The sequence below is a fragment of the Pseudomonas syringae genome, assembly GCF_021606685.1.
GTDB classification, from domain to species: Bacteria; Pseudomonadota; Gammaproteobacteria; order Pseudomonadales; family Pseudomonadaceae; genus Aquipseudomonas; species Aquipseudomonas syringae_R.
On the sequence record NZ_WKCB01000004.1, the window covers coordinates 34,912 to 54,823 of the forward strand.

Sequence of the window (19,912 nt, forward strand, 5' to 3'; positions counted from 1 at the left end):
TATGCGCTTTCGCGCGATGGTTGCTGTCGTAGGGGTGTTGCTTGCGGCAATGACTTTCAATGCTCTGGCTGCTTCGCAGGTGAAAAGTGTTCGCCTGTGGCGAGCGCCGGATAACACGCGACTGGTGTTCGACCTGTCTGGCCCGGTCCAGCACAGTGTCTTTACCCTGACGGCGCCTGATCGCCTGGTGATCGACATCAACGGTGCGACCCTGGCCGCGCCGCTGAAAGTCTCCACCGCCAACACGCCGATTACCGCGATGCGCTCGGCGCAGCGCACGCCGACCGACCTGCGGGTGGTGATCGACCTGAAAAAAGTCGTCACCCCGAAAAGCTTCTCCCTGGCCCCGAATGCCCAGTACGGCAACCGACTGGTGGTCGACCTGTTCGACAACGCCGCCGACGCCGCACCGCCGCCTGCGCCGACCCCGAGCGTGGCCACAGTGCCGGCAGTACCGGTCAACCCCGCGCAACCCCAGGTCAAGTTGCCGCCTCCGCCTCCGGCGCCGGCCGGCAAGCGCGACATTATTGTGGTGATCGACGCCGGCCACGGCGGTGAAGACCCGGGGGCCTCTGGGTCGCGCGGCCAGCATGAAAAAGACGTGGTATTGGCCATCGCCCGAGAGCTGCAGCGCCAGGTCAATGGTATGAAAGGCTACCGCGCCGAGCTGACCCGCACCGGCGACTACTTCATTCCGTTGCGCGGCCGTACCGAAATCGCCCGCAAAAAGGGTGCTGATCTGTTCGTGTCGATCCATGCCGACGCCGCGCCATCGACCGCCGCGTTCGGTGCGTCGGTGTTTGCCCTGTCGGATCGCGGCGCTACGTCGGAGACTGCCCGTTGGCTGGCCGACAGTGAAAACCGTTCCGACTTGATCGGCGGGGCCGGCAACGTGTCCCTCGATGACAAGGACAAGATGCTCGCCGGGGTGCTGCTCGACCTGTCGATGACCGCCTCGCTGACCTCCAGCTTGAACGTCGGGCAAAAAGTCCTGAGCAACATTGGCCGAGTCACCTCGTTGCACAAACAGCGCGTGGAGCAGGCCGGGTTCATGGTGTTGAAATCGCCGGATATTCCGTCGATCCTGGTGGAAACCGGGTTTATCTCCAACGCCAACGAAGCCTCGAAGCTGGCCAGTGCGAGCCACCAGCAGGCGCTGGCGCGTTCGATCAGCGCCGGTGTTCGCCAGTTCTTCCAGCAGAACCCGCCGCCGGGCACCTACATTGCCTGGCTGCGCGATTCCGGGAAGATCGCCCAGGGCCCGCGTGATCATCGCGTGCAGCCGGGCGACACGCTGGCGATGCTCGCGGTGCGATTCCAGGTGTCGGCCGCGACCTTGCGCAGCGCCAATAACCTCAAGACCGACGAATTGAAGGTCGGCCAGGTGCTGACCATCCCCGGCACCGAATTGGCGGCACAGTAATGAGCGAATCAGTCTTGAACAGTGGCTCGCGCATCGAGCTGCTCAGCCCGCGCCTCGCCAACCAGATTGCGGCAGGTGAGGTGGTCGAGCGGCCTGCCTCGGTGATCAAGGAGCTGCTGGAAAACAGCATTGACTCCGGCGCCAAGCGCATTGATGTCGACGTGGAGCAGGGCGGCGTCAAGCTGCTGCGCGTGCGCGACGACGGCAGCGGCATCTCTTCGGATGACCTGCCGCTGGCCCTGGCCCGTCACGCCACCAGCAAGATCCGCGACCTGGAAGACCTGGAGCGGGTGATGAGCCTGGGCTTTCGCGGTGAGGCCCTGGCTTCGATCAGCTCCGTAGCCCGTCTAACCCTGACCTCGCGCACCCGCAGCGCCGAACAGGCCTGGCAGGTGGAGACCGAGGGCCGCGACATGGCACCGCGGGTCCAGCCGGCTGCGCACCCGGTGGGCACTTCGGTGGAAGTGCGCGACCTGTTTTTCAACACCCCGGCGCGGCGCAAATTCCTCAAGGCCGAAAAAACCGAATTCGACCACCTGCAAGAAGTCATCAAGCGCCTGGCGCTGGCGCGCTTCGATGTGGCGTTTCACTTGCGCCACAACGGCAAGACCATCCTCAGTCTGCACGAAGCCCATGACGACGCCGCGCGCGCTCGGCGTGTGTCGGCGATCTGCGGGGCGGGCTTCCTGGAGCAGGCGCTGCCCATCGAGATCGAACGCAACGGCCTGCGCCTGTGGGGCTGGGTTGGGTTGCCGACGTTCTCCCGCAGCCAGGCTGACATGCAGTACTTCTTTGTGAACGGCCGCGCGGTGCGCGACAAGCTGGTGGCCCACGCGGTGCGCCAGGCCTATCGCGACGTGTTGTTCAACGGCCGGCATCCGACGTTCGTGCTGTTTTTTGAGGTCGACCCGTCGGTGGTCGACGTCAACGTGCACCCGACCAAGCACGAAGTGCGCTTTCGCGATGGGCGCATGGTGCATGACTTCCTCTATGGCACCCTGCACCGCGCCCTGGGTGATGTGCGCCCGGATGACCAGTTGTCCGCGCCGATCGTGACGGCGGTGGTTCGCCCGAGTGGGCCGGAGGCCGGTGAATTCGGGCCCCAGGGCGAAATGAGCCTGGCGGGCAACTTGCTGCAATCGCCGCAACCGCAGCCTGCGTACACGGCGCCTGGCGCCGGTGCCGGCGCGGGTTATCAGTATCAATACACGCCGCGTCCGCAATCGGCCGTGCCGGTGGCCGAGGCCCAGGCCGCTTACCGTGAGTTTTTTGCACCGCTGCCGGGCGCCGAGCCGGGTGCTGTGGCCCTGCCGGAAGGGGGCGGTGATATTCCGCCATTGGGTTATGCGTTGGCGCAGCTCAAGGGGATCTATATCCTTGCCGAAAACGCCCACGGCCTGGTGCTGGTGGACATGCACGCCGCCCACGAGCGGATCATGTACGAGCGCCTCAAGATCGCCATGGCCAGCGAAGGCCTCAGCGGCCAGCCGCTGCTGGTGCCGGAGACCCTGGCCGTCAGCCAACGCGAGGCCGATTGCGCCGAAGAGCACCACGGCGTATTCCAGAAGCTCGGCTTCGAATTGCAGCGCCTGGGCCCGGAAACCCTGGCGATCCGGCAGATTCCTGCATTGCTCAAGCAGGCCGAGGCCAACCGTCTGGTCGCCGATGTGTTGGCCGACCTGATGGAATACGGCACCAGTGATCGCATCCAGGCGCATATCAACGAACTGCTCGGCACCATGGCGTGCCACGGTGCCATTCGCGCCAACCGTCGCCTGGCCCTGCCGGAAATGAACGGCCTGCTGCGCGACATGGAAAACACCGAGCGCAGCGGCCAATGCAACCATGGCCGACCGACCTGGACCCAGATGGGCCTGGACGATCTGGACAAACTGTTCTTGCGCGGTCGTTGATGAGTGTCTTGCCCCCCGCGATCTTCCTGATGGGCCCCACGGCCGCCGGCAAGACCGACCTGGCCATTGAGCTGACCAAGGTACTGCCGTGCGAGCTGATCAGTGTCGACTCTGCCCTGGTTTACCGGGACATGGATATCGGCACCGCCAAGCCATCAAAAGAGCTGTTGGCCCAACACCCGCACCGTCTGATTGACATCATCGACCCGGCGCAGAGCTATTCGGCGGCGGATTTCCGTAGCGACGCCTTGGCCGCCATGGCCGAGATCACCGCGCGGGGCAATATCCCGTTACTGGTGGGCGGTACGATGCTCTATTACAAGGCTTTGCAGGAAGGCCTGGCGGATATGCCACCGGCCGACGCGCAGGTGCGCGCCGAACTTGAGGAAGAAGCTGCGCGCCTTGGCTGGCAAGCCCTGCACGACCAGTTGGCGGCGGTAGACCCGGTCTCTGCGGCGCGAATTCACCCCAATGATCCCCAGCGCCTCACCCGAGCCCTGGAAGTCTGGCGTGTAAGCGGCCAGACCATGACTGAACATCGGCTGAAACAAACTGCGCAAAGTGCTGACGCAGGCGCATCTGGACAGTCACAATTGCCCTATACTGTGGCAAATCTGGCCATCGCTCCGGCAAATCGCCAGGTGCTGCATGAACGAATTGCACAAAGATTCACAATTATGTTGGAACAGGGGTTTATCGACGAGGTCGTAGCACTGCGTTCAAGAGGTGACCTGCATCCCGGGCTGCCTTCTATACGTGCTGTAGGCTACCGCCAAGTCTGGGATCATCTGGATGGCAAGCTGACGTCAGCCGAAATGCAGGAGCGCGGCATCATTGCCACGCGCCAATTGGCGAAACGCCAGTTCACCTGGTTGCGCAGCTGGAGCGATTTGCACTGGTTGGACAGCCTGGACAGCGACAATCTGTCACGCGCCTTGAAATACTTGGGAACGGTCTCCATATTGAGCTGAGTCCTTGCAATTGCCGTCTATCCTTGGGGGTGTGACGGCCATAAGCTATCTATTTTCCGATTTTTTATTATTGATCCTTAAAGGAGTGCGGCACATGTCAAAAGGGCATTCGCTACAAGACCCTTACTTGAATACTTTACGTAAAGAGAAAGTGGGGGTTTCCATCTACCTGGTCAACGGTATCAAGCTGCAAGGTACGATCGAGTCGTTCGACCAGTTCGTGATCCTGCTCAAGAACACCGTGAGCCAGATGGTTTACAAACACGCTATCTCGACAGTAGTGCCAGTACGTCCGATCCGTCTGCCTAGCGCAGCAGGTGACGAAGTCGGTGACGCTGAGCCAGGTAACGCCTGATAGGAGTCTCCTTTGTTCTTTGAGCGCCACGGTGGTGGTGAGCGGGTAATCCTCGTTCACTTGGATGGACAGGACCCTGAGGCGCGCGAAGATCCGCAGGAGTTTCAGGAGTTGGCAAATTCGGCCGGCGCCGAGACCGTTGCGTTTTTTAACGTACCGCGTCATCGGCCAACCGCCAAATTCCTGATTGGCAGCGGCAAGGTCGAGGAACTGCGCGACCTGGTCCATGCCGAAGAAGCCGATCTGGTGATCTTCAACCATACCCTCACGCCCAGTCAGGAACGTAACCTCGAACGTGTTTTCGAGTGTCGCGTGATCGACCGCACCGGCCTGATCCTCGATATTTTTGCCCAACGCGCCCGTACCCATGAAGGCAAGCTCCAGGTCGAACTGGCCCAGCTTGACCACATGAGCACTCGGCTGGTTCGCGGCTGGACTCACCTTGAGCGTCAAGGTGGTGGTATCGGCATGCGCGGCCCGGGTGAAACCCAGCTCGAAACCGACCGACGTCTGTTGCGGGTTCGCCTGCGCCAGATCAAGGGCCGACTCGAAAAAGTCCGCAGTCAGCGCGAGCAATCGCGACGTGGCCGTTCGCGTGCGGATATCCCTACCGTGTCCCTGGTGGGCTATACCAACGCCGGCAAATCCACGCTGTTCAACAACGTGACCAAATCCGACGTGTACGCAGCCGACCAACTGTTCGCCACTCTCGACCCGACCTTGCGCCGTCTGGACATTGACGACCTGGGGCCGATTGTCCTGGCCGATACCGTGGGTTTCATCCGCCACTTGCCCCACAAGCTGGTCGAGGCATTTCGGTCTACGCTCGAAGAGTCGAGCAATTCCGACCTGCTGTTGCACGTGATCGATGCGGCCGAACCGGATCGCATGCTGCAGATTGAGCAGGTGATGGTGGTGCTGGGCGAGATTGGCGCCCAGGACTTGCCGATCCTCGAGGTCTATAACAAACTCGATTTGCTTGAAGGCGTTGAGCCACAGATCCAGCGTGACGAAGATGGCAAGCCCCAGCGGGTATGGCTGTCGGCACGAGACGGGAGTGGTTTGGAGCTGCTTGAACAGGCCATCGCCGAACTGCTCGGCAGTGATTTGTTTGTCGGCACCTTGCGCTTGCCTCAGCGTTTTGCTCGACTGCGTGCACAGTTTTTCGAGTTGGGCGCGGTACAGAAAGAAGAACACGACGAAGAAGGTGTCAGCTTGCTGGCCGTTCGATTGCCGCGCGCGGAGCTGAATCGGCTGGTCAGCCGTGAAGGCGTTGTACCGACAGAGTTCATCGAACAACACACTTTGCAATAAAAGCCTCCCAAAGCGGTTGTGCCGCAGTGGCAGGCATTCTGTAGCATTGGTCGGCGCGCCGTGGGTGCGTCTTTGCTTTATCAGATGGAGAGCGCTATGGCTTGGAATGAGCCGGGTGGCAACTCGAATAATCAGGATCCTTGGGGTGGTAAACGCCGCAATAATGGCGACCGCAAGGGGCCACCAGATCTCGACGAGGCCTTCCGAAAGCTGCAGGAAAGCCTGAATGGGTTGTTCGGTGGTGGAAAAAAACGTGGTGGTGACGACGGCGGTCGTACAAGCAAGGGCGGCGGCTATGGCCTGCTGGGCCTGGGTCTTGTCGTGCTGGCGGCCGTATGGCTGTACAGCGCCGTCTACGTGGTGGACGAGCAGGAGCAGGCCGTGGTGCTGCGCTTCGGCAAGTACTACGAGACCGTCGGCCCGGGCCTGAACATCTACTTCCCGCCGATCGACAAGAAGTACATGGAGAACGTCACGCGTGAGCGTGCCTACACCAAGCAGGGCCAGATGCTGACCGAAGACGAGAACATCGTCGAAGTGCCACTGACCGTGCAGTACAAGATCAGCAACCTGCAGGACTTCGTGCTGAACGTTGACCAGCCGGAAATCAGCCTGCAACACGCGACCGAAAGTGCCCTGCGCCACGTCGTCGGTTCTACCGCGATGGACCAGGTGCTGACCGAAGGCCGTGAGTTGATGGCCAGCGAGATCAAGGAGCGTCTGCAACGGTTCCTCGATACCTATCGCACCGGTATCACCGTCACCCAGGTGAACGTACAGAGCGCAGCCGCACCGCGCGAAGTGCAGGAAGCCTTCGATGACGTGATCCGCGCCCGTGAAGACGAGCAGCGTTCGCGCAACCAGGCAGAAACATACGCCAACGGCGTTGTGCCGGAAGCCCGTGGTCAGGCCCAGCGCATCCTTGAAGATGCCAACGGTTACCGCGACGAAGTGGTCTCCCGCGCCAAGGGTGAGGCGGATCGCTTTACCAAACTGGTCGCCGAGTACCGCAAGGCCCCTGAAGTTACCCGCGAGCGTCTGTACCTGGACACCATGCAGGAAGTCTTCAGCAACACCAGCAAGGTTCTCGTGACCGGCAGCAAAGGTGGGCAGAACAACCTGCTGTACCTGCCGCTGGACAAGATGATCGAAGGTGGTCGTAGCAGCACCGGCGCAGCGTCCACCGGTTCCAATGCCGCTGCCAACGAAGCGAGCGCCCGTGCGGCCGCTGACTTGCTGCAACAGCAAACACGTACCAGGGAGAGTCGTTGATGAGCAATAAATCGCTGACCGCCCTGATTGTGGGCGTCGTCGTGGTCATCGCTGCCTGGAACTGCTTCTACATCGTCGCTCAGACCGAGCGTGCGGTGCTGCTGCAATTCGGTCGCGTGGTCCAGGCGGATGTCCAGCCCGGCCTGCATGTGAAGGTCCCCTACGTGAACCAGGTGCGCAAGTTCGACGCCCGCCTGATGACCCTGGATGCACCGACGCAACGCTTCCTGACCCTGGAAAAGAAAGCCGTGATGGTTGACGCCTACGCCAAGTGGCGCGTCAAGGATGCCGAGCGCTTCTACACCGCGACCTCCGGCCTCAAGCAGATTGCCGACGAGCGTTTGTCGCGCCGTCTGGAGTCGGGCCTGCGTGACCAGTTTGGTAAGCGCACCCTGCACGAGGTGGTCTCCGGTGAACGTGATGCGCTGATGGCGGATATCACGCGTTCGCTGAACACCATGGCGGAAAAAGAGCTGGGCATCGAAGTGGTTGATGTACGAGTCAAGGCCATTGACCTGCCCAAGGAAGTGAACCGCAGCGTGTTCGAGCGTATGAGCACCGAGCGTGAGCGTGAAGCCCGTGAGCACCGCGCCAAAGGTAACGAGTTGGCCGAGGGTATCCGTGCGGATGCCGACCGTCAGCGTCGTGTACTGTTGGCCGAAGCCTATCGCGAGTCTGAAGAGGCGCGTGGTGATGGTGATGCTCAAGCTGCGGCGATCTACGCCAAGGCTTACGGCCAGGACCAGGAGTTCTACGCGTTCTACCGTAGCCTGCGTGCCTACCGTGAAAGCTTCGCGAACAAAACCGACGTCATGGTGCTGGACCCAAGCAGCGACTTCTTCCGCTACCTGGAAAAGTCCAAGTAACCGGCCCGTGATTCTGTAGGTGTCACTCCCGTCGGGCGGCTAAAACGCCTGGCGGGGTGATCCTTTCAGAAAACGGGTGTATGATGCGGCAGCCGGGAAATTCCCGGCTTTTTTGCGTCTGCATGTTTGATTCGGCAGGCGTGACAGGTTTTTCGAGGAAAGTGCCCGACGAGGCCGGTTACAGGTCGTTCGTCACGTCGCTCTTGCGCGTGGTTTATGCAGGAGGCGGGCATTTTCTGCTTCACTCAAGGCTCGGCCGAGGGCTGGCCGCCCGGATCATAGGGGAATGGCGTAATGGCAACGGTAGACCGCTGGCTGCTGCCAGATGGCATCGAAGAAGTACTGCCACCAGAAGCTGCGCGCATTGAAGTAGCGCGTCGCCAGGTGTTGGATCTGTTCCAGAGCTGGGGTTACGAGTTTGTCGTGACCCCCCATATCGAGTACCTGGAATCCCTGCTGACCGGCGCGGGCCAGGACCTGGATCTGCGCACCTTCAAGGTCATCGACCCGCAGTCGGGTCGGCAAATGGGTTTCCGTGCCGACATCACGCCGCAAGTGGCGCGCATCGATGCGCACACCCTGCGCCGTGAAGGCCCGAGCCGCCTGTGCTACGCCGGCAGCGTGCTGCATGCGCAGCCGCGCGCCTTGTCGTCGTCCCGTAGCCCGATCCAACTGGGCGCCGAGTTGTACGGTGATGCCAGCCCGAGCAGCGACGTTGAAGTGATCAGCCTGATGCTGGCCATGCTGCAACTGGCTGACGTGCCGGATGTCCACATGGACCTGGGCCACGTCGGTATCTACCGTGGCCTGGCGCGTGCGGCCGGTTTGTCGGGTGAGGTGGAACAACAGCTGTTCGATGCCCTGCAACGCAAGGCTATCGACGAAGTGATCGCCCTCACCGAGGGTGTGCCTGCGGATCTCGCCGGCATGCTGCGTGCGCTGGTGAACCTGTGTGGCGGCCGTGAAGTGCTGGTGGCTGCGCGTGAGCGCCTGGCCAATGCGCCGGCGCCGGTATTGGCTGCACTGGATGACGTACTGGCAATTGCCGAGCAGTTATCGGCGCGCTTCCCGGAGCTGCCGCTGTATTTCGACCTGGGTGAGTTGCGCGGCTATCACTACCACACCGGTGTGGTGTTCGCAGTGTTTGTACCGGGTGTTGGCCAGGCCATCGCCCAAGGCGGTCGTTACGACGATATCGGCGCTGACTTCGGTCGCGCGCGTCCGGCGACTGGCTTTTCCACCGATTTGAAAACCCTGGTGACCCTGGGGCGTGCTGAGGTCGAGCTGCCGTCTGGTGGCATCTGGATGCCCGACAGTACGGACGCGGCACTCTGGCAGCAGGTTTGCCAGTTGCGCAGTGAGGGTCAGCGTGTCGTCCAGGCTTTGCCTGGGCAGCCATTGGCCGCCGCCCGTGAAGCGGACTGCGACCGGCAATTGATTCTGCAGAACGGGCTTTGGCAAGTATCGCCACTGGCTTCTTGAGTTTTCCTGCCGGCCATCGCCGGCACCAAGTTTGCGCGAATGAGGACAAGTGTTATGGGTAAGAATGTCGTAGTCCTGGGCACCCAATGGGGTGATGAGGGCAAAGGCAAGATCGTTGATCTGCTGACCGAACATGCTGCCGCCGTAGTGCGCTACCAAGGTGGCCACAACGCTGGCCACACCCTGGTCATCGATGGCGAAAAAACCGTCTTGCACCTGATCCCGTCGGGCGTACTGCGCGAAGGCGTGCAGTGCCTGATCGGCAACGGCGTGGTGGTTGCACCTGACGCCCTGCTGCGCGAGATCACCAAGCTGGAAGAAAAAGGCGTACCGGTGCGCGAGCGCCTGCGTATCAGCCCGTCCTGCCCGCTGATCCTGTCCTTCCACGTTGCGCTGGACCAGGCCCGTGAAAAGGCCCGTGGCGAGCTGAAGATCGGTACTACCGGTCGCGGTATCGGCCCGGCCTACGAAGACAAGGTTGCTCGCCGTGGCCTGCGTGTGGGCGACCTGCTCAACATGCCGCGCTTTGAAGACAAGCTGCGTGAACTGGTGGATTACCACAACTTCATGCTGGTGGGTTACTACAAAGAGCCGGCCATCGAGTTTGAAAAGACCCTGGCTGAGTGCAAGGAATACGCTGAGCTGCTCAAGCCGCTGATGCTGGACGTGACGGCCGAGCTGCACGACCTGCGTCGCGCCGGCAAAGACATCATGTTCGAAGGCGCCCAGGGCTCGTTGCTGGACATCGACCACGGTACCTACCCGTACGTGACCAGTTCCAACACCACCGCCGGTGGCGTGGCGACCGGTTCGGGCGTTGGCCCGATGTTCCTGGACTACATCCTGGGCATCACCAAGGCGTACACCACCCGTGTAGGTTCGGGTCCGTTCCCGACTGAGCTGTTCGACGAAGTCGGTGCACACCTGGCCAAACAAGGTCACGAGTTCGGTGCAACCACCGGCCGTGCGCGTCGTTGTGGCTGGTTCGACGCCGTTATCCTGCGTCGCGCTATCGATGTGAACAGCATCTCGGGCATCTGCCTGACCAAGCTGGACGTGCTCGACGGCCTGGAAACCATCAACATCTGCATCGGTTACAAAGATGCAGAAGGCAACGACGTTGCGCCGACCGACGCTGACAGCTACGTAGGCCTGCAGCCTGTGTACGAAGAAGTGCCGGGCTGGAGCGAGTCGACCGTGGGTGCCAAGACCCTGGAAGAGCTGCCAGCTAATGCGCGCGCCTACATCAAGCGCGTTGAAGCACTGATCGGTGCGCCGATCGACATTATTTCGACGGGCCCGGACCGCAACGAAACCATCGTTCTGCGTCATCCGTTCGCGTAATAAGCTGTTGATGTAAATAGCAAAGGGCTCCTTGGGGAGCCCTTTGTCGTTTCTGCATGCCAAGCGGCACGACCCTTGCTGTATATCTTTCTTTCGCGGTGCCATCAATTTAATGGCACCCGTGGTGGAGGGATTCCCGATGTCTGCCGTTCTCTCATTGTTACAAAGCCGTCTGTTGCGGCCTGTGTTCGTTACCCTCGGTATCGCTCTTTTGGTGCAAGTGTTGGTCGCGGTCGCTCTAACCCGGAGCACCGTCACCGCGCTGGAGGCTGATTTGGACAATCGGCTCGGAATAGACAGCCAGAAATTGTCCGGCGAATTGGCGCAGGCCGGCACAGAAGTCACGTCCAGCCTGGAGAGCTTGTCCACCAGTACCCGTCAGCGTCTGACCGCAGGGCTGTCTGCGCGCCTGCAGGAAGAGCAGAAGCAACTGCGTGCGACTCTGGAAAAAGACCTGCAAGACTCCGCCAATGATATGGCGCAACTGCTGGCCTCGGTGGCGCCCCGCGCCATGTGGGACAGTGATGTGCCGACCCTCTCGGAGTTCGCCCGGCGCGCCCAGCGCAATCCCAATGTGTTGTTCGTGGTCTACGACGATGCGGCGGGGGAGCATTTGACCCGCTACCTGAATCGCGAAAACCCGATCAACAAGGCATTGCTGGAAAAAGGCCAGGGCGACCGCGCCTTGGACAAGGTGCTGAATGCGGCGAAGAACGATCCGTCGGTGTTCTACGTCGAGGCGTCCATCAGCCCCAACGGCGTCGAGATCGGCAAGGTGTTGATGGGGGTCTCGACCGCCGCGGTTGAGGCCGAGCTGCAGGCGCTGGACAAGCGTTTTGCTGCCCTGATCGCCAGCGGTGATCAATTGGTCGGCGACAGCCTCAAGGGGGCTGCCGCCGATAGCGCGGCGGCCATGGGCGCGCGCCTGCAATCGGCGCAAGCCACGGCGACCCAGATGACCGCCAATACCAGCAGTGCCGTCCAGGAGGCCGCCGGCACGCTGCGCTGGCGCATCGGCCTGGGGCTCGCTCTGGTTGGGTTTGGCGTATTGCTGTTGATCGCCATTGTGCTCGGGCGTCGTGTGGTCAATCGGCTTAAGCTGTTGATTGCAGCCATGGATGACCTGGCGGCGGGGGAGGGCGACCTCACCAAGCGCGTGCAGATCAGCAGCAAGGACGAAATCGGCGACATGGCCTCGGCGGTCAATCGCTTTGTGGATAAGTTGCAGCCCATCGTGCGTGAAGCGGGCGATGTGGCTCAGCGTACCGGTGTCGAAATCGGCGCCATGACCCTGCGCAATGCCGGTGCCGACGCCGCCGCCGGCTTGCAGCGCGATGAGGTCGCCGAAAGTTTGCGCGCGCTGTCGCAAATGGCTGATGAGGCTCAGGCCGAAAGCCATGCCATGCAGGCGGCCTTGCAGCAGGTCGTGGATATTCGCCAGGCCACCGATGAGAACTCGCGCACCTCGGCCGAGGTCGGCAGCCTGATCGAGGCCCTCGCGGGGCAAGTGCAGGCGGGCTCTCAGGTGATCGAGCGACTGGCGCAGCAAAGCCAGCAAATCGAGGTGGTGCTGACGGTGATTCACGGCATCGCTGAACAGACCAACTTGTTGGCGCTCAACGCAGCCATCGAAGCGGCGCGTGCGGGGGAAACCGGGCGTGGTTTTGCCGTAGTGGCGGACGAGGTGCGAGCGCTGGCCAGCAAGACCCAGAGTTCGACCGGGGACATCCAGGCGCATATCGTGGCGCTCCAGCAAGGTGCGCGCGAGGCCGTGGACACTATCGGCAAGGCAGGGCGCCAGGCCAGCGAAGGGCTGCTGGTGCTGCGTGACAGCGTGCGATTGCAGCAGACCGTGCAGGCTTCAGTGGAGCAGGTGCATGCGGCCATCGGCCTGGCCACGCGTGCGGCCGAGCATCAGGCGCAGGGTGCGCATGCGGTGCGTGGGCGGGTGGAGGTGATCCATGCCCAGGCCGAGCGTGCGGCGCAGGCGGTGGTCGAGACGACCGCCAGTGGCAAGGTGCTGGATGGGCTGGCGGCGCAGTTGAAGGCGAGTTTGGGGCAGTTTCGGGCTTAGGGTTGCCTGTTCTGGCCTCATCGGGGGCAAGCCCCCTCCCACATTTAATAGGCGCCGCGCTCAAAATGTGGGAGGGGGCTTGCCCCCGATAGCGGTCTCAGCGGCTCAGATACATCCGAGTCGTCAATAGATAAACCGGCAACCCCGACACCAGAATCAACAGCGCGGCATACGGCGCCGCCGCCGCAAACTCCACATTCGAGGTATGCGCCCACACCGCTGTCGCCAAGGTATTCAACCCCGTCGGGCTCAGCAGCAGCGTGGCCGTCAACTCCTTCATCGCATCCAGAAATACCAGCGCAAACGCCGCGCCCAATGCCGGGAAAATAATCGGCAGGGTGACTCTGCAAAACGCGCTGAATGACGATGCGCCCAGCGTGCGCGCGGCCTCTTCCAGTTGCGGTGCGGCTTTGTTCAACGCCGTGCGAATCGGCGCCTGGGCCAGCGGCAGAAACAGCAAGGCATAAGCGATCAGCAGCAACGCCGAGGTCTGGTACAGCGCCGGCACGTAATGCAGTGCGAAGTACACCAGCGTCAGCGCGATCACCAGGCCGGGCAGGGCGTGCAGCAGGTACGGCAGCCGCTCGGCCCACATCGCCAGTTGGCCTTTGTAGCGCACCACCAGCAGCCCCACCGGCACTGCCAGCACCAGGCACAGCGCCGCGCCGCCCAGCGACAACGCCAGTGAGGACAGCAACGCCTCACTGATTTCGGCCAGCGGAAATGCCGCCGAAGACCCCACCGCCAACCAGTAACCGAGCATCCCCAGGGGGATGCCGCTGCCGATGATCGCCAGCGCCAGGCAATACACCTGGCCCAGCGGCGCCCACTTGCCCAGTCGGACCTGCGCTGCATGCCGCGCCGCGCCCTGGCCGATGCGCACGTGGCGGCCCTTGCCGCGCACGCGCAGCTCCAGCCACAACAGGGTCAGGCACATTACCAGCAGCACCGCCGAGAGCATCGCGGCGTTGGCGTTACTGAATTCCAGCTCGAACTGCTGATAGATCGCGGTGGTGAACGTCTGCAGGCCGATGATCGACAGCGCACCGAACTCCACCAGCATATGCAGTGCGATCAGCAGTGCCCCGGCCAGCAGCGACGGCCACAACAGAGGTAACGTGATACGCAGGAATACGCCCCAGCGATTCAGCCCCAGGGTCCGCGCCGACTCCTCCAGGGAGGGGTCAAGATTGCGCAGCGTCGCCGCCACCGGCAGGAACACCAGCGGGTATTTGGACAGGGTCATCACCAGGATTGCGCCGCCAAGCCCTTCGAAATTGGCGCTCAGCGACACCCAGGTGAAGCTGCTGACAAACGCCGGCACCGCGAACGGCAGGCACAGGATCACGCCCCAGATGCGTCGCCCCGGCAGGTTGCTGCGTTCGAGCAGCCACGCCAGGGACAAGCCAATCACGCCGCAGGCCACCGTCACGCCAATCATCAGCGCCAGGGTGTTGCGCAACAGCCCGAACACGTAAGGCCGCCACAGCAGGTGCACCGCCTCCGCCCAGCCCGCTTGCCAGGCTTTGGTCCCGACATACACCAGCGGCAGCAGGCTCAAGCCCACCAGGAACAGTACGGGAAGCAACAGCCAGATCGACGGGCGCTTGCGCCGTGGGCTGAAACCCCCGCGCAGGGCGGGGGCGGGTCGCGATGGGGTCATCAGTTCAAGCCAACTTCACGTTCCAGGTCCAGGGCTTCTTCAGCGTTGCCCAGGTCGGCGGGGGTGACTTTCGGCGGTTGCAGCTCGCTGAACGGCTTGAGGCCACGGTTGGATTCCATGCCTTTGCGCAGCGGGTATTCGGCAGAAGTGTTGGTGATCACACGTTGGCCTTCTTCACTGGCCATGAACGCCAGCAGTTGCTGGGCTTCTTTCGGGTGTTTGCTGGATTTGAGCGCCGCTGCGGAAGACACAGTGATCAGGCCGCCGGCATCACCATCGGTGAAGTAATGCAGCTGGGAATCCAGGTTGGTTTTTTCCTTCTTGAGGGCAAACCAGTAGTAGTTGTTCACCAGCACGGTGGCCACTTCGCCGTTTTCTACGGCTTTGAGGGCGACCATATTGTTGCTGTACACCTTGCCGAAGGCGCGCAGGCCGGTCAGCCATTCTTCAGCGGCTTCGCGCCCGTGCAGCTTGATGATCGCCACGGCCTGTTCCTGGAACGCACCGCTGGTGGGTACGAAGCCGACCTTGCCTTGCCATTCGGGACCAGCGAAATCGAGCACCGACTTGGGCAGGTCTTTTTCGGCGATCAGTTTCGGGTTGAAGGCCACGACGCGGGTGCGTGCGGTTACGCCCATCCAATCGCCATTGCTGCCGACATAGTCCTTGGGCAATACGTCGAGGGTGCTGGCATCGATCTTGGCCAGCAGGCCTTGCTCGCCGAGTTTGTTCAGCGGTGGCGATTCTTCGGTGTAGATCACGTCGGCCGGGGAGCGATCGCCTTCTTCTACGACCTGGCTGGCCAGCTGGTTGCTGCTGCCTTTGCGCACGTTGACGTGAATACCGGTCTTGGCTTCGAAGGCTTTGGCGAGTTCATCGCCGACTTCTTTGTGTTGGCCGTTGTACAAGGTCAATGAGATCTTGTCGGCGCAATAGGCAGTGGGCGAGAGCAGTGTCAGGCCGAGCAGGGTAGCGCTCAGGCCGCGCAGAAGGGATGTTTTGAGACGGGTATCGCGGATCATCATCCTAAGTGTTCCTCGCTTGTATGCAACAAATCGTTGCAAGGATAAACGATAAAACTTCTCAGGTGCGGTTGAGGGCGCGGATCGCCAGGGAGTTTTCAAACCCCGGAAACGAAAAAACCCGCTTTCGCGGGTTTAATCTGAATTTGGTGCCCAGGAGAAGACTCGAACTTCCACGACCTTGCGATCACCAGCACCTGAAGCTGGCGTGTCTACCAATTTCACCACCTGGGCTTTATCAAGCAACGTTGCCGCTGTTGATGGGGCGAACTATACGGCGGGCTTTTTGATCTGTAAACCCCTGATTCAAAAATATAAATCAAGTTTCTCGTTACAAATCAAAGGCCTGAAACGCAAAAACCCGCTTTCGCGGGTTTTTGGGAGACTCAAGGTTTAACCTTGAGTTTGAAATTGGTGCCCAGGAGAAGACTCGAACTTCCACGACCTTGCGATCACCAGCACCTGAAGCTGGCGTGTCTACCAATTTCACCACCTGGGCAGCATCAACAACGTTGCCGTCGTCGATGGCGCGCACTATACGGAGCGCTTTTTAAGCTGTAAACCCCTGCCATGAAAAAATCCTGGAAAATTTCGCCAATGGTCGTGCAAGGTGTATTCCGAGGGCGGCAAAGCCCTTTTAAACGCTAGTTAACGCCTGAAATTTCCCGTTTCAATACGCGTATGCCAAACTAACCCGCATATAGACAAGGTGAAAACTCTCTAATGGCCGATTGGCAGTCCCTCGATCCCGAGGCCGCTCGTGAAGCGGAAAAATATGAAAACCCTATTCCTAGCCGCGAACTGATCCTGGCGCATCTCGCCGATCGGGGTTCGCCTGCTAGCCGCGAGCAGCTGGTTGAAGAGTTCGGTCTGACCACCGAAGACCAGCTCGAAGCCCTGCGCCGCCGCCTGCGTGCCATGGAGCGCGATGCTCAGTTGATCTACACCCGCCGTGGTACCTACGCGCCGGTGGACAAGCTCGACCTGATCCTTGGCCGCATTGCCGGCCACCGTGACGGCTTCGGCTTCCTGATCCCGGATGACGGCAGCGATGACCTGTTCATGAGCCCGGCGCAAATGCGCCTGGTGTTCGATGGCGACCGTGCGCTGGCGCGTGTTTCCGGTCTGGACCGTCGCGGTCGGCGTGAAGGCGTGATCGTCGAAGTGGTGTCCCGTGCCCACGAGTCCATCGTCGGCCGTTACTTCGAAGAAGGCGGTATCGGCTTTGTTGTGCCGGATAACCCCAAGGTCCAGCAGGAAGTGCTGATCACCCCTGGCCGCAATGGCGCCGCCAAGGTCGGCCAGTTCGTCGAGGTGAAAATCACCCATTGGCCTACTGCGCGCTTCCAGCCACAGGGCGATATCGTTGAAGTGGTCGGCAACTACATGGCGCCGGGCATGGAAATCGACGTTGCGTTGCGCACTTACGATATTCCTCACGTCTGGCCGGATGCAGTCATCAAGGAAGCCCGCAAGCTCAAACCGGAAGTGGAAGAGAAGGACAAAGAGAAGCGCATCGACCTGCGCCATCTGCCGTTCGTCACTATCGACGGTGAAGACGCTCGCGACTTTGATGACGCGGTCTACTGCGAGGCCAAGCCTGGCAAGTTGCGCCTGTTCTCCGGCGGCTGGAAGTTGTTCGTCGCAATTGCCGACGTGTCCAGCTACGTGAAGATCGGTTCGGCCCTGGATGACGAGGCCCAGGTGCGCGGTAACTCCGTGTACTTCCCTGAGCGCGTGATCCCGATGCTGCCTGAGCAGCTGTCCAACGGCCTGTGCTCCCTGAATCCGAAAGTCGACCGTTTGGCCATGGTGTGCGAGATGACCATCTCCAAAACCGGCGAAATGACCGACTACCAGTTCTATGAGGCGGTGATCCATTCCCAGGCGCGTCTGACCTACAACAAGGTCAGCACCATCCTGGAAACGCCCAAGACCAGCGAAGCCAAGGCCCTGCGTACCGAATACGCTGGCGTGGTGCCGCACCTCAAGCAACTGTACTCGCTGTACAAGGTGTTGCTGGGCGCACGCCATGTGCGTGGTGCGATCGATTTTGAAACCCAGGAAACCCGGATTGTCTTCGGCTCCGAGCGCAAAATCGCCGCAATTACCCCGACCACCCGTAACGATGCGCACAAGCTGATCGAGGAATGCATGCTGGCGGCCAACGTGGCCACCGCTGAATTCCTGAAGAAGCATGAGATCCCTGCGCTGTACCGTGTGCACGATGGCCCGCCGCCGGAGCGCCTGGAAAAACTGCGCGCCTTCCTCGGCGAGCTTGGCCTGTCCCTGCACAAAGGCAAGGACGGCCCGACGCCCAAGGATTACCAGGCCTTGCTGGCCAGCATCAAGGACCGTCCGGATTACCACGTGATCCAGACGGTGATGCTGCGCTCGTTGAGCCAGGCGGTGTATAGCGCCGATAACCAGGGCCACTTCGGCCTGAATTATGAGGCGTACACCCACTTCACCTCGCCGATCCGCCGTTACCCCGACCTGCTCACGCACCGGGCGATCCGCAGTGTGATCCACTCCAAGCAAGACACCCCGCACGTCAAGCGCGCCGGTGCCATGACCATTCCGAAAGCACGGATCTATCCGTACGACGAAGCGGCCCTGGAACAGCTGGGCGAGCAGTGCTCGATGAGCGAGCGCCGCGCCGACGAAGCCACCCGCGACGTGGTGAACTGGCTCAAGTGCGAGTTCATGAAGGATCGTGTTGGCGAGTCGTTCCCGGGTGTGATCACTGCGGTGACTGGCTTTGGCCTGTTTGTCGAGCTGACCGATATCTATGTCGAAGGCCTGGTGCACGTCACCGCCTTGCCGGGTGACTACTACCACTTCGACCCTGTGCATCACCGCCTGGCGGGCGAGCGCACCGGTCGCAGCTTCCGTTTGGGCGATACCGTGGAAGTGCAGGTCATGCGCGTCGACCTCGACGAGCGCAAGATCGACTTCGGCATGCCGGATAAGCCAGCTGAGCCCGCAGGCCGTAAAAAGCGTGGCGCCGGTACCGCAGCGCCAGCCTCCAAAGGCAAGGGCGCTCCTGCGAAAGCCGCAGCCGAGCCTGCGCCGGCCAAGGCAGGTCGTCGTTCGTCTGCCAAGGACAAGGCCCCCGAAGCCTACCGCCCAAGCGACGCAGCGGCGAAAAACGCCGAGCTGCGCAAGAGCCGCGAATTGAAGCAGCAGTTGCTCAACGAAGCCAAAAGCGGTGGTAAAGCGGCGTCTGGGGGAAAGTCCCACGGGGCGGAAAAGCCGTCGAGCAAGCCCAGTAAACACCGTAAAGGCCCGCCCAAAGCGGGTTCGGCCCCTGCCAAAAGCAGCGGGTCGCGCAAACCTAAGGCCAAGTCATGAGTCTGGAAAAAATCTACGGCGTACACGCCGTAGAAGCCCTGCTGCGTCACCACCCCAAGCGCGTCAAGCAAGTGTGGTTGGCGGAGGGTCGCAGCGAGCCGCGCGTACAAGCGTTGGTCGAACTGGCCACACAAAACAAAGTCGCTATCGGCCAGGCCGAGCGTCGTGAAATGGACGTCTGGGTAGAAGGCGTCCACCAAGGCGTGGTTGCGGACGTAAGCCCTAGCCAGGTCTGGGGCGAAGCGATGCTCGACGAGCTGCTCGACCGCACCGAAGGCGCGCCGCTGTTGCTGGTGCTGGACGGCGTGACCGACCCGCACAACCTCGGCGCCTGCCTGCGTTCGGCGGATGCTGCCGGTGCGCTGGCGGTGATCGTGCCTAAAGACAAGTCGGCGACGTTGACGCCGGTTGTGCGTAAAGTCGCCTGTGGCGCAGCGGAAGTGATTCCGCTGGTGGCCGTGACCAACCTGGCGCGCACCCTGGAAAAACTCCAGCAGCGCGGCTTGTGGGTTGTGGGCACGGCAGGGGAGGCTGAGGTCAGCATTTATGACCAGGACCTTACCGGCCCGACCATCCTGATCATGGGTGCCGAGGGCAAGGGCATGCGTCGCCTGACCCGCGAGCATTGCGATTACCTGGTGCACCTGCCGATGGCCGGTAGCGTCAGCAGCCTCAACGTGTCGGTCGCGACCGGCGTGTGCCTGTTCGAAGCGCAGCGTCAGCGTGGTGCCAAGGTCAAGGCCAAGAAGTAATTCTGAGTCTGGCATAGATGCAAGATGTGGGAGGGGGCTTGCTCCCGATAGCGGCGGGTCAGTTACAGGTGATGTGACTGACCCACCGCTATCGGGAGCAAGCCCCC

Annotated in this window: 14 protein-coding genes and 2 tRNA genes; 12 read left to right on the forward strand and 4 right to left on the reverse strand. The window is 61.6% G+C overall.

What is annotated here, in order from left to right:
* The first annotated feature begins 1 nt into the window (after nt 1).
* The 10 genes from GIW02_RS02680 (at nt 2) to GIW02_RS02725 (ending at nt 13,014) form a co-directional block, all read left to right on the forward strand.
* Nucleotides 2-1,423 carry an N-acetylmuramoyl-L-alanine amidase gene (locus tag GIW02_RS02680; RefSeq protein ID WP_236417291.1) on the forward strand — a complete coding sequence of 474 codons (1,422 nt, stop codon included), beginning with the start codon at nt 2-4 and terminating at the stop codon, nt 1,421-1,423.
* Nucleotides 1,423-3,336 carry a DNA mismatch repair endonuclease MutL gene (gene mutL / locus GIW02_RS02685; RefSeq protein ID WP_456361605.1) on the forward strand — a complete coding sequence of 638 codons (1,914 nt, stop codon included), beginning with the start codon at nt 1,423-1,425 and terminating at the stop codon, nt 3,334-3,336. The genes GIW02_RS02680 and mutL overlap by 1 nt, the downstream gene beginning before the upstream one ends.
* Nucleotides 3,336-4,307 (forward strand): tRNA (adenosine(37)-N6)-dimethylallyltransferase MiaA, encoded by a 972-nt coding sequence (gene miaA / locus GIW02_RS02690; RefSeq protein WP_236413316.1) that lies wholly within the window; start codon nt 3,336-3,338, stop codon nt 4,305-4,307. The genes mutL and miaA overlap by 1 nt, the downstream gene beginning before the upstream one ends.
* A 94-nt stretch (nt 4,308-4,401) precedes the next feature.
* Nucleotides 4,402-4,662, forward strand: a complete 261-nt coding sequence (gene hfq / locus GIW02_RS02695; protein WP_071482778.1) for an RNA chaperone Hfq — start codon at nt 4,402-4,404, stop codon at nt 4,660-4,662.
* A gap of 12 nt (nt 4,663-4,674) precedes the next feature.
* Nucleotides 4,675-5,976: a ribosome rescue GTPase HflX gene (gene hflX, locus GIW02_RS02700; RefSeq protein WP_236413318.1), complete on the forward strand. Its 1,302-nt coding sequence runs from the start codon at nt 4,675-4,677 to the stop codon at nt 5,974-5,976.
* A gap of 96 nt (nt 5,977-6,072) precedes the next feature.
* Nucleotides 6,073-7,248: an FtsH protease activity modulator HflK gene (gene hflK, locus GIW02_RS02705; RefSeq protein WP_122673955.1), complete on the forward strand. Its 1,176-nt coding sequence runs from the start codon at nt 6,073-6,075 to the stop codon at nt 7,246-7,248.
* Nucleotides 7,248-8,114, forward strand: a complete 867-nt coding sequence (hflC, locus tag GIW02_RS02710) for a protease modulator HflC (RefSeq protein ID WP_010213607.1) — start codon at nt 7,248-7,250, stop codon at nt 8,112-8,114. The genes hflK and hflC overlap by 1 nt, the downstream gene beginning before the upstream one ends.
* 294 nt (nt 8,115-8,408) lie before the next feature.
* Complete coding sequence (locus tag GIW02_RS02715; RefSeq protein WP_116627338.1) at nt 8,409-9,596, forward strand: ATP phosphoribosyltransferase regulatory subunit; 1,188 nt, start codon at nt 8,409-8,411, stop codon at nt 9,594-9,596.
* A 54-nt stretch (nt 9,597-9,650) separates the two neighbouring features.
* Complete coding sequence (locus tag GIW02_RS02720; protein ID WP_236413320.1) at nt 9,651-10,940, forward strand: adenylosuccinate synthase; 1,290 nt, start codon at nt 9,651-9,653, stop codon at nt 10,938-10,940.
* 139 nt (nt 10,941-11,079) lie between these two features.
* Nucleotides 11,080-13,014 carry a methyl-accepting chemotaxis protein gene (locus GIW02_RS02725; protein WP_236413321.1) on the forward strand — a complete coding sequence of 645 codons (1,935 nt, stop codon included), beginning with the start codon at nt 11,080-11,082 and terminating at the stop codon, nt 13,012-13,014.
* Between the two features lie 97 nt (nt 13,015-13,111).
* On the opposite strand, the gene GIW02_RS02730 is transcribed toward GIW02_RS02725, so the two are convergent.
* The 4 genes from GIW02_RS02730 to GIW02_RS02745 all read right to left on the reverse strand — a co-directional run bounded on the left by GIW02_RS02730 (nt 13,112) and on the right by GIW02_RS02745 (nt 16,198).
* Nucleotides 13,112-14,677 (reverse strand): ABC transporter permease, encoded by a 1,566-nt coding sequence (locus GIW02_RS02730; protein ID WP_236413323.1) that lies wholly within the window; start codon nt 14,675-14,677, stop codon nt 13,112-13,114.
* A complete protein-coding gene (locus tag GIW02_RS02735) occupies nt 14,677-15,702 on the reverse strand; it encodes an iron ABC transporter substrate-binding protein (protein ID WP_236413325.1) in 1,026 nt (341 codons plus the stop codon). Before GIW02_RS02735 ends, GIW02_RS02730 begins: the two co-directional genes overlap by 1 nt.
* 144 nt (nt 15,703-15,846) lie before the next feature.
* A tRNA-Leu gene (locus tag GIW02_RS02740) sits at nt 15,847-15,933 on the reverse strand.
* 178 nt (nt 15,934-16,111) lie between these two features.
* Nucleotides 16,112-16,198 (reverse strand) — tRNA-Leu (locus GIW02_RS02745).
* A 224-nt stretch (nt 16,199-16,422) separates the two neighbouring features.
* Between GIW02_RS02745 and rnr the strand changes: the two genes are divergently transcribed.
* Together rnr and rlmB are read left to right on the forward strand one after the other, a co-directional pair.
* Nucleotides 16,423-19,053, forward strand: coding sequence for a ribonuclease R (gene rnr, locus GIW02_RS02750; protein WP_236413334.1), 2,631 nt, complete (start codon nt 16,423-16,425; stop codon nt 19,051-19,053).
* A complete protein-coding gene (gene rlmB / locus GIW02_RS02755) occupies nt 19,050-19,805 on the forward strand; it encodes a 23S rRNA (guanosine(2251)-2'-O)-methyltransferase RlmB (protein WP_021493242.1) in 756 nt (251 codons plus the stop codon). The genes rnr and rlmB overlap by 4 nt, the downstream gene beginning before the upstream one ends.
* Nucleotides 19,806-19,912 lie beyond the last annotated feature (107 nt).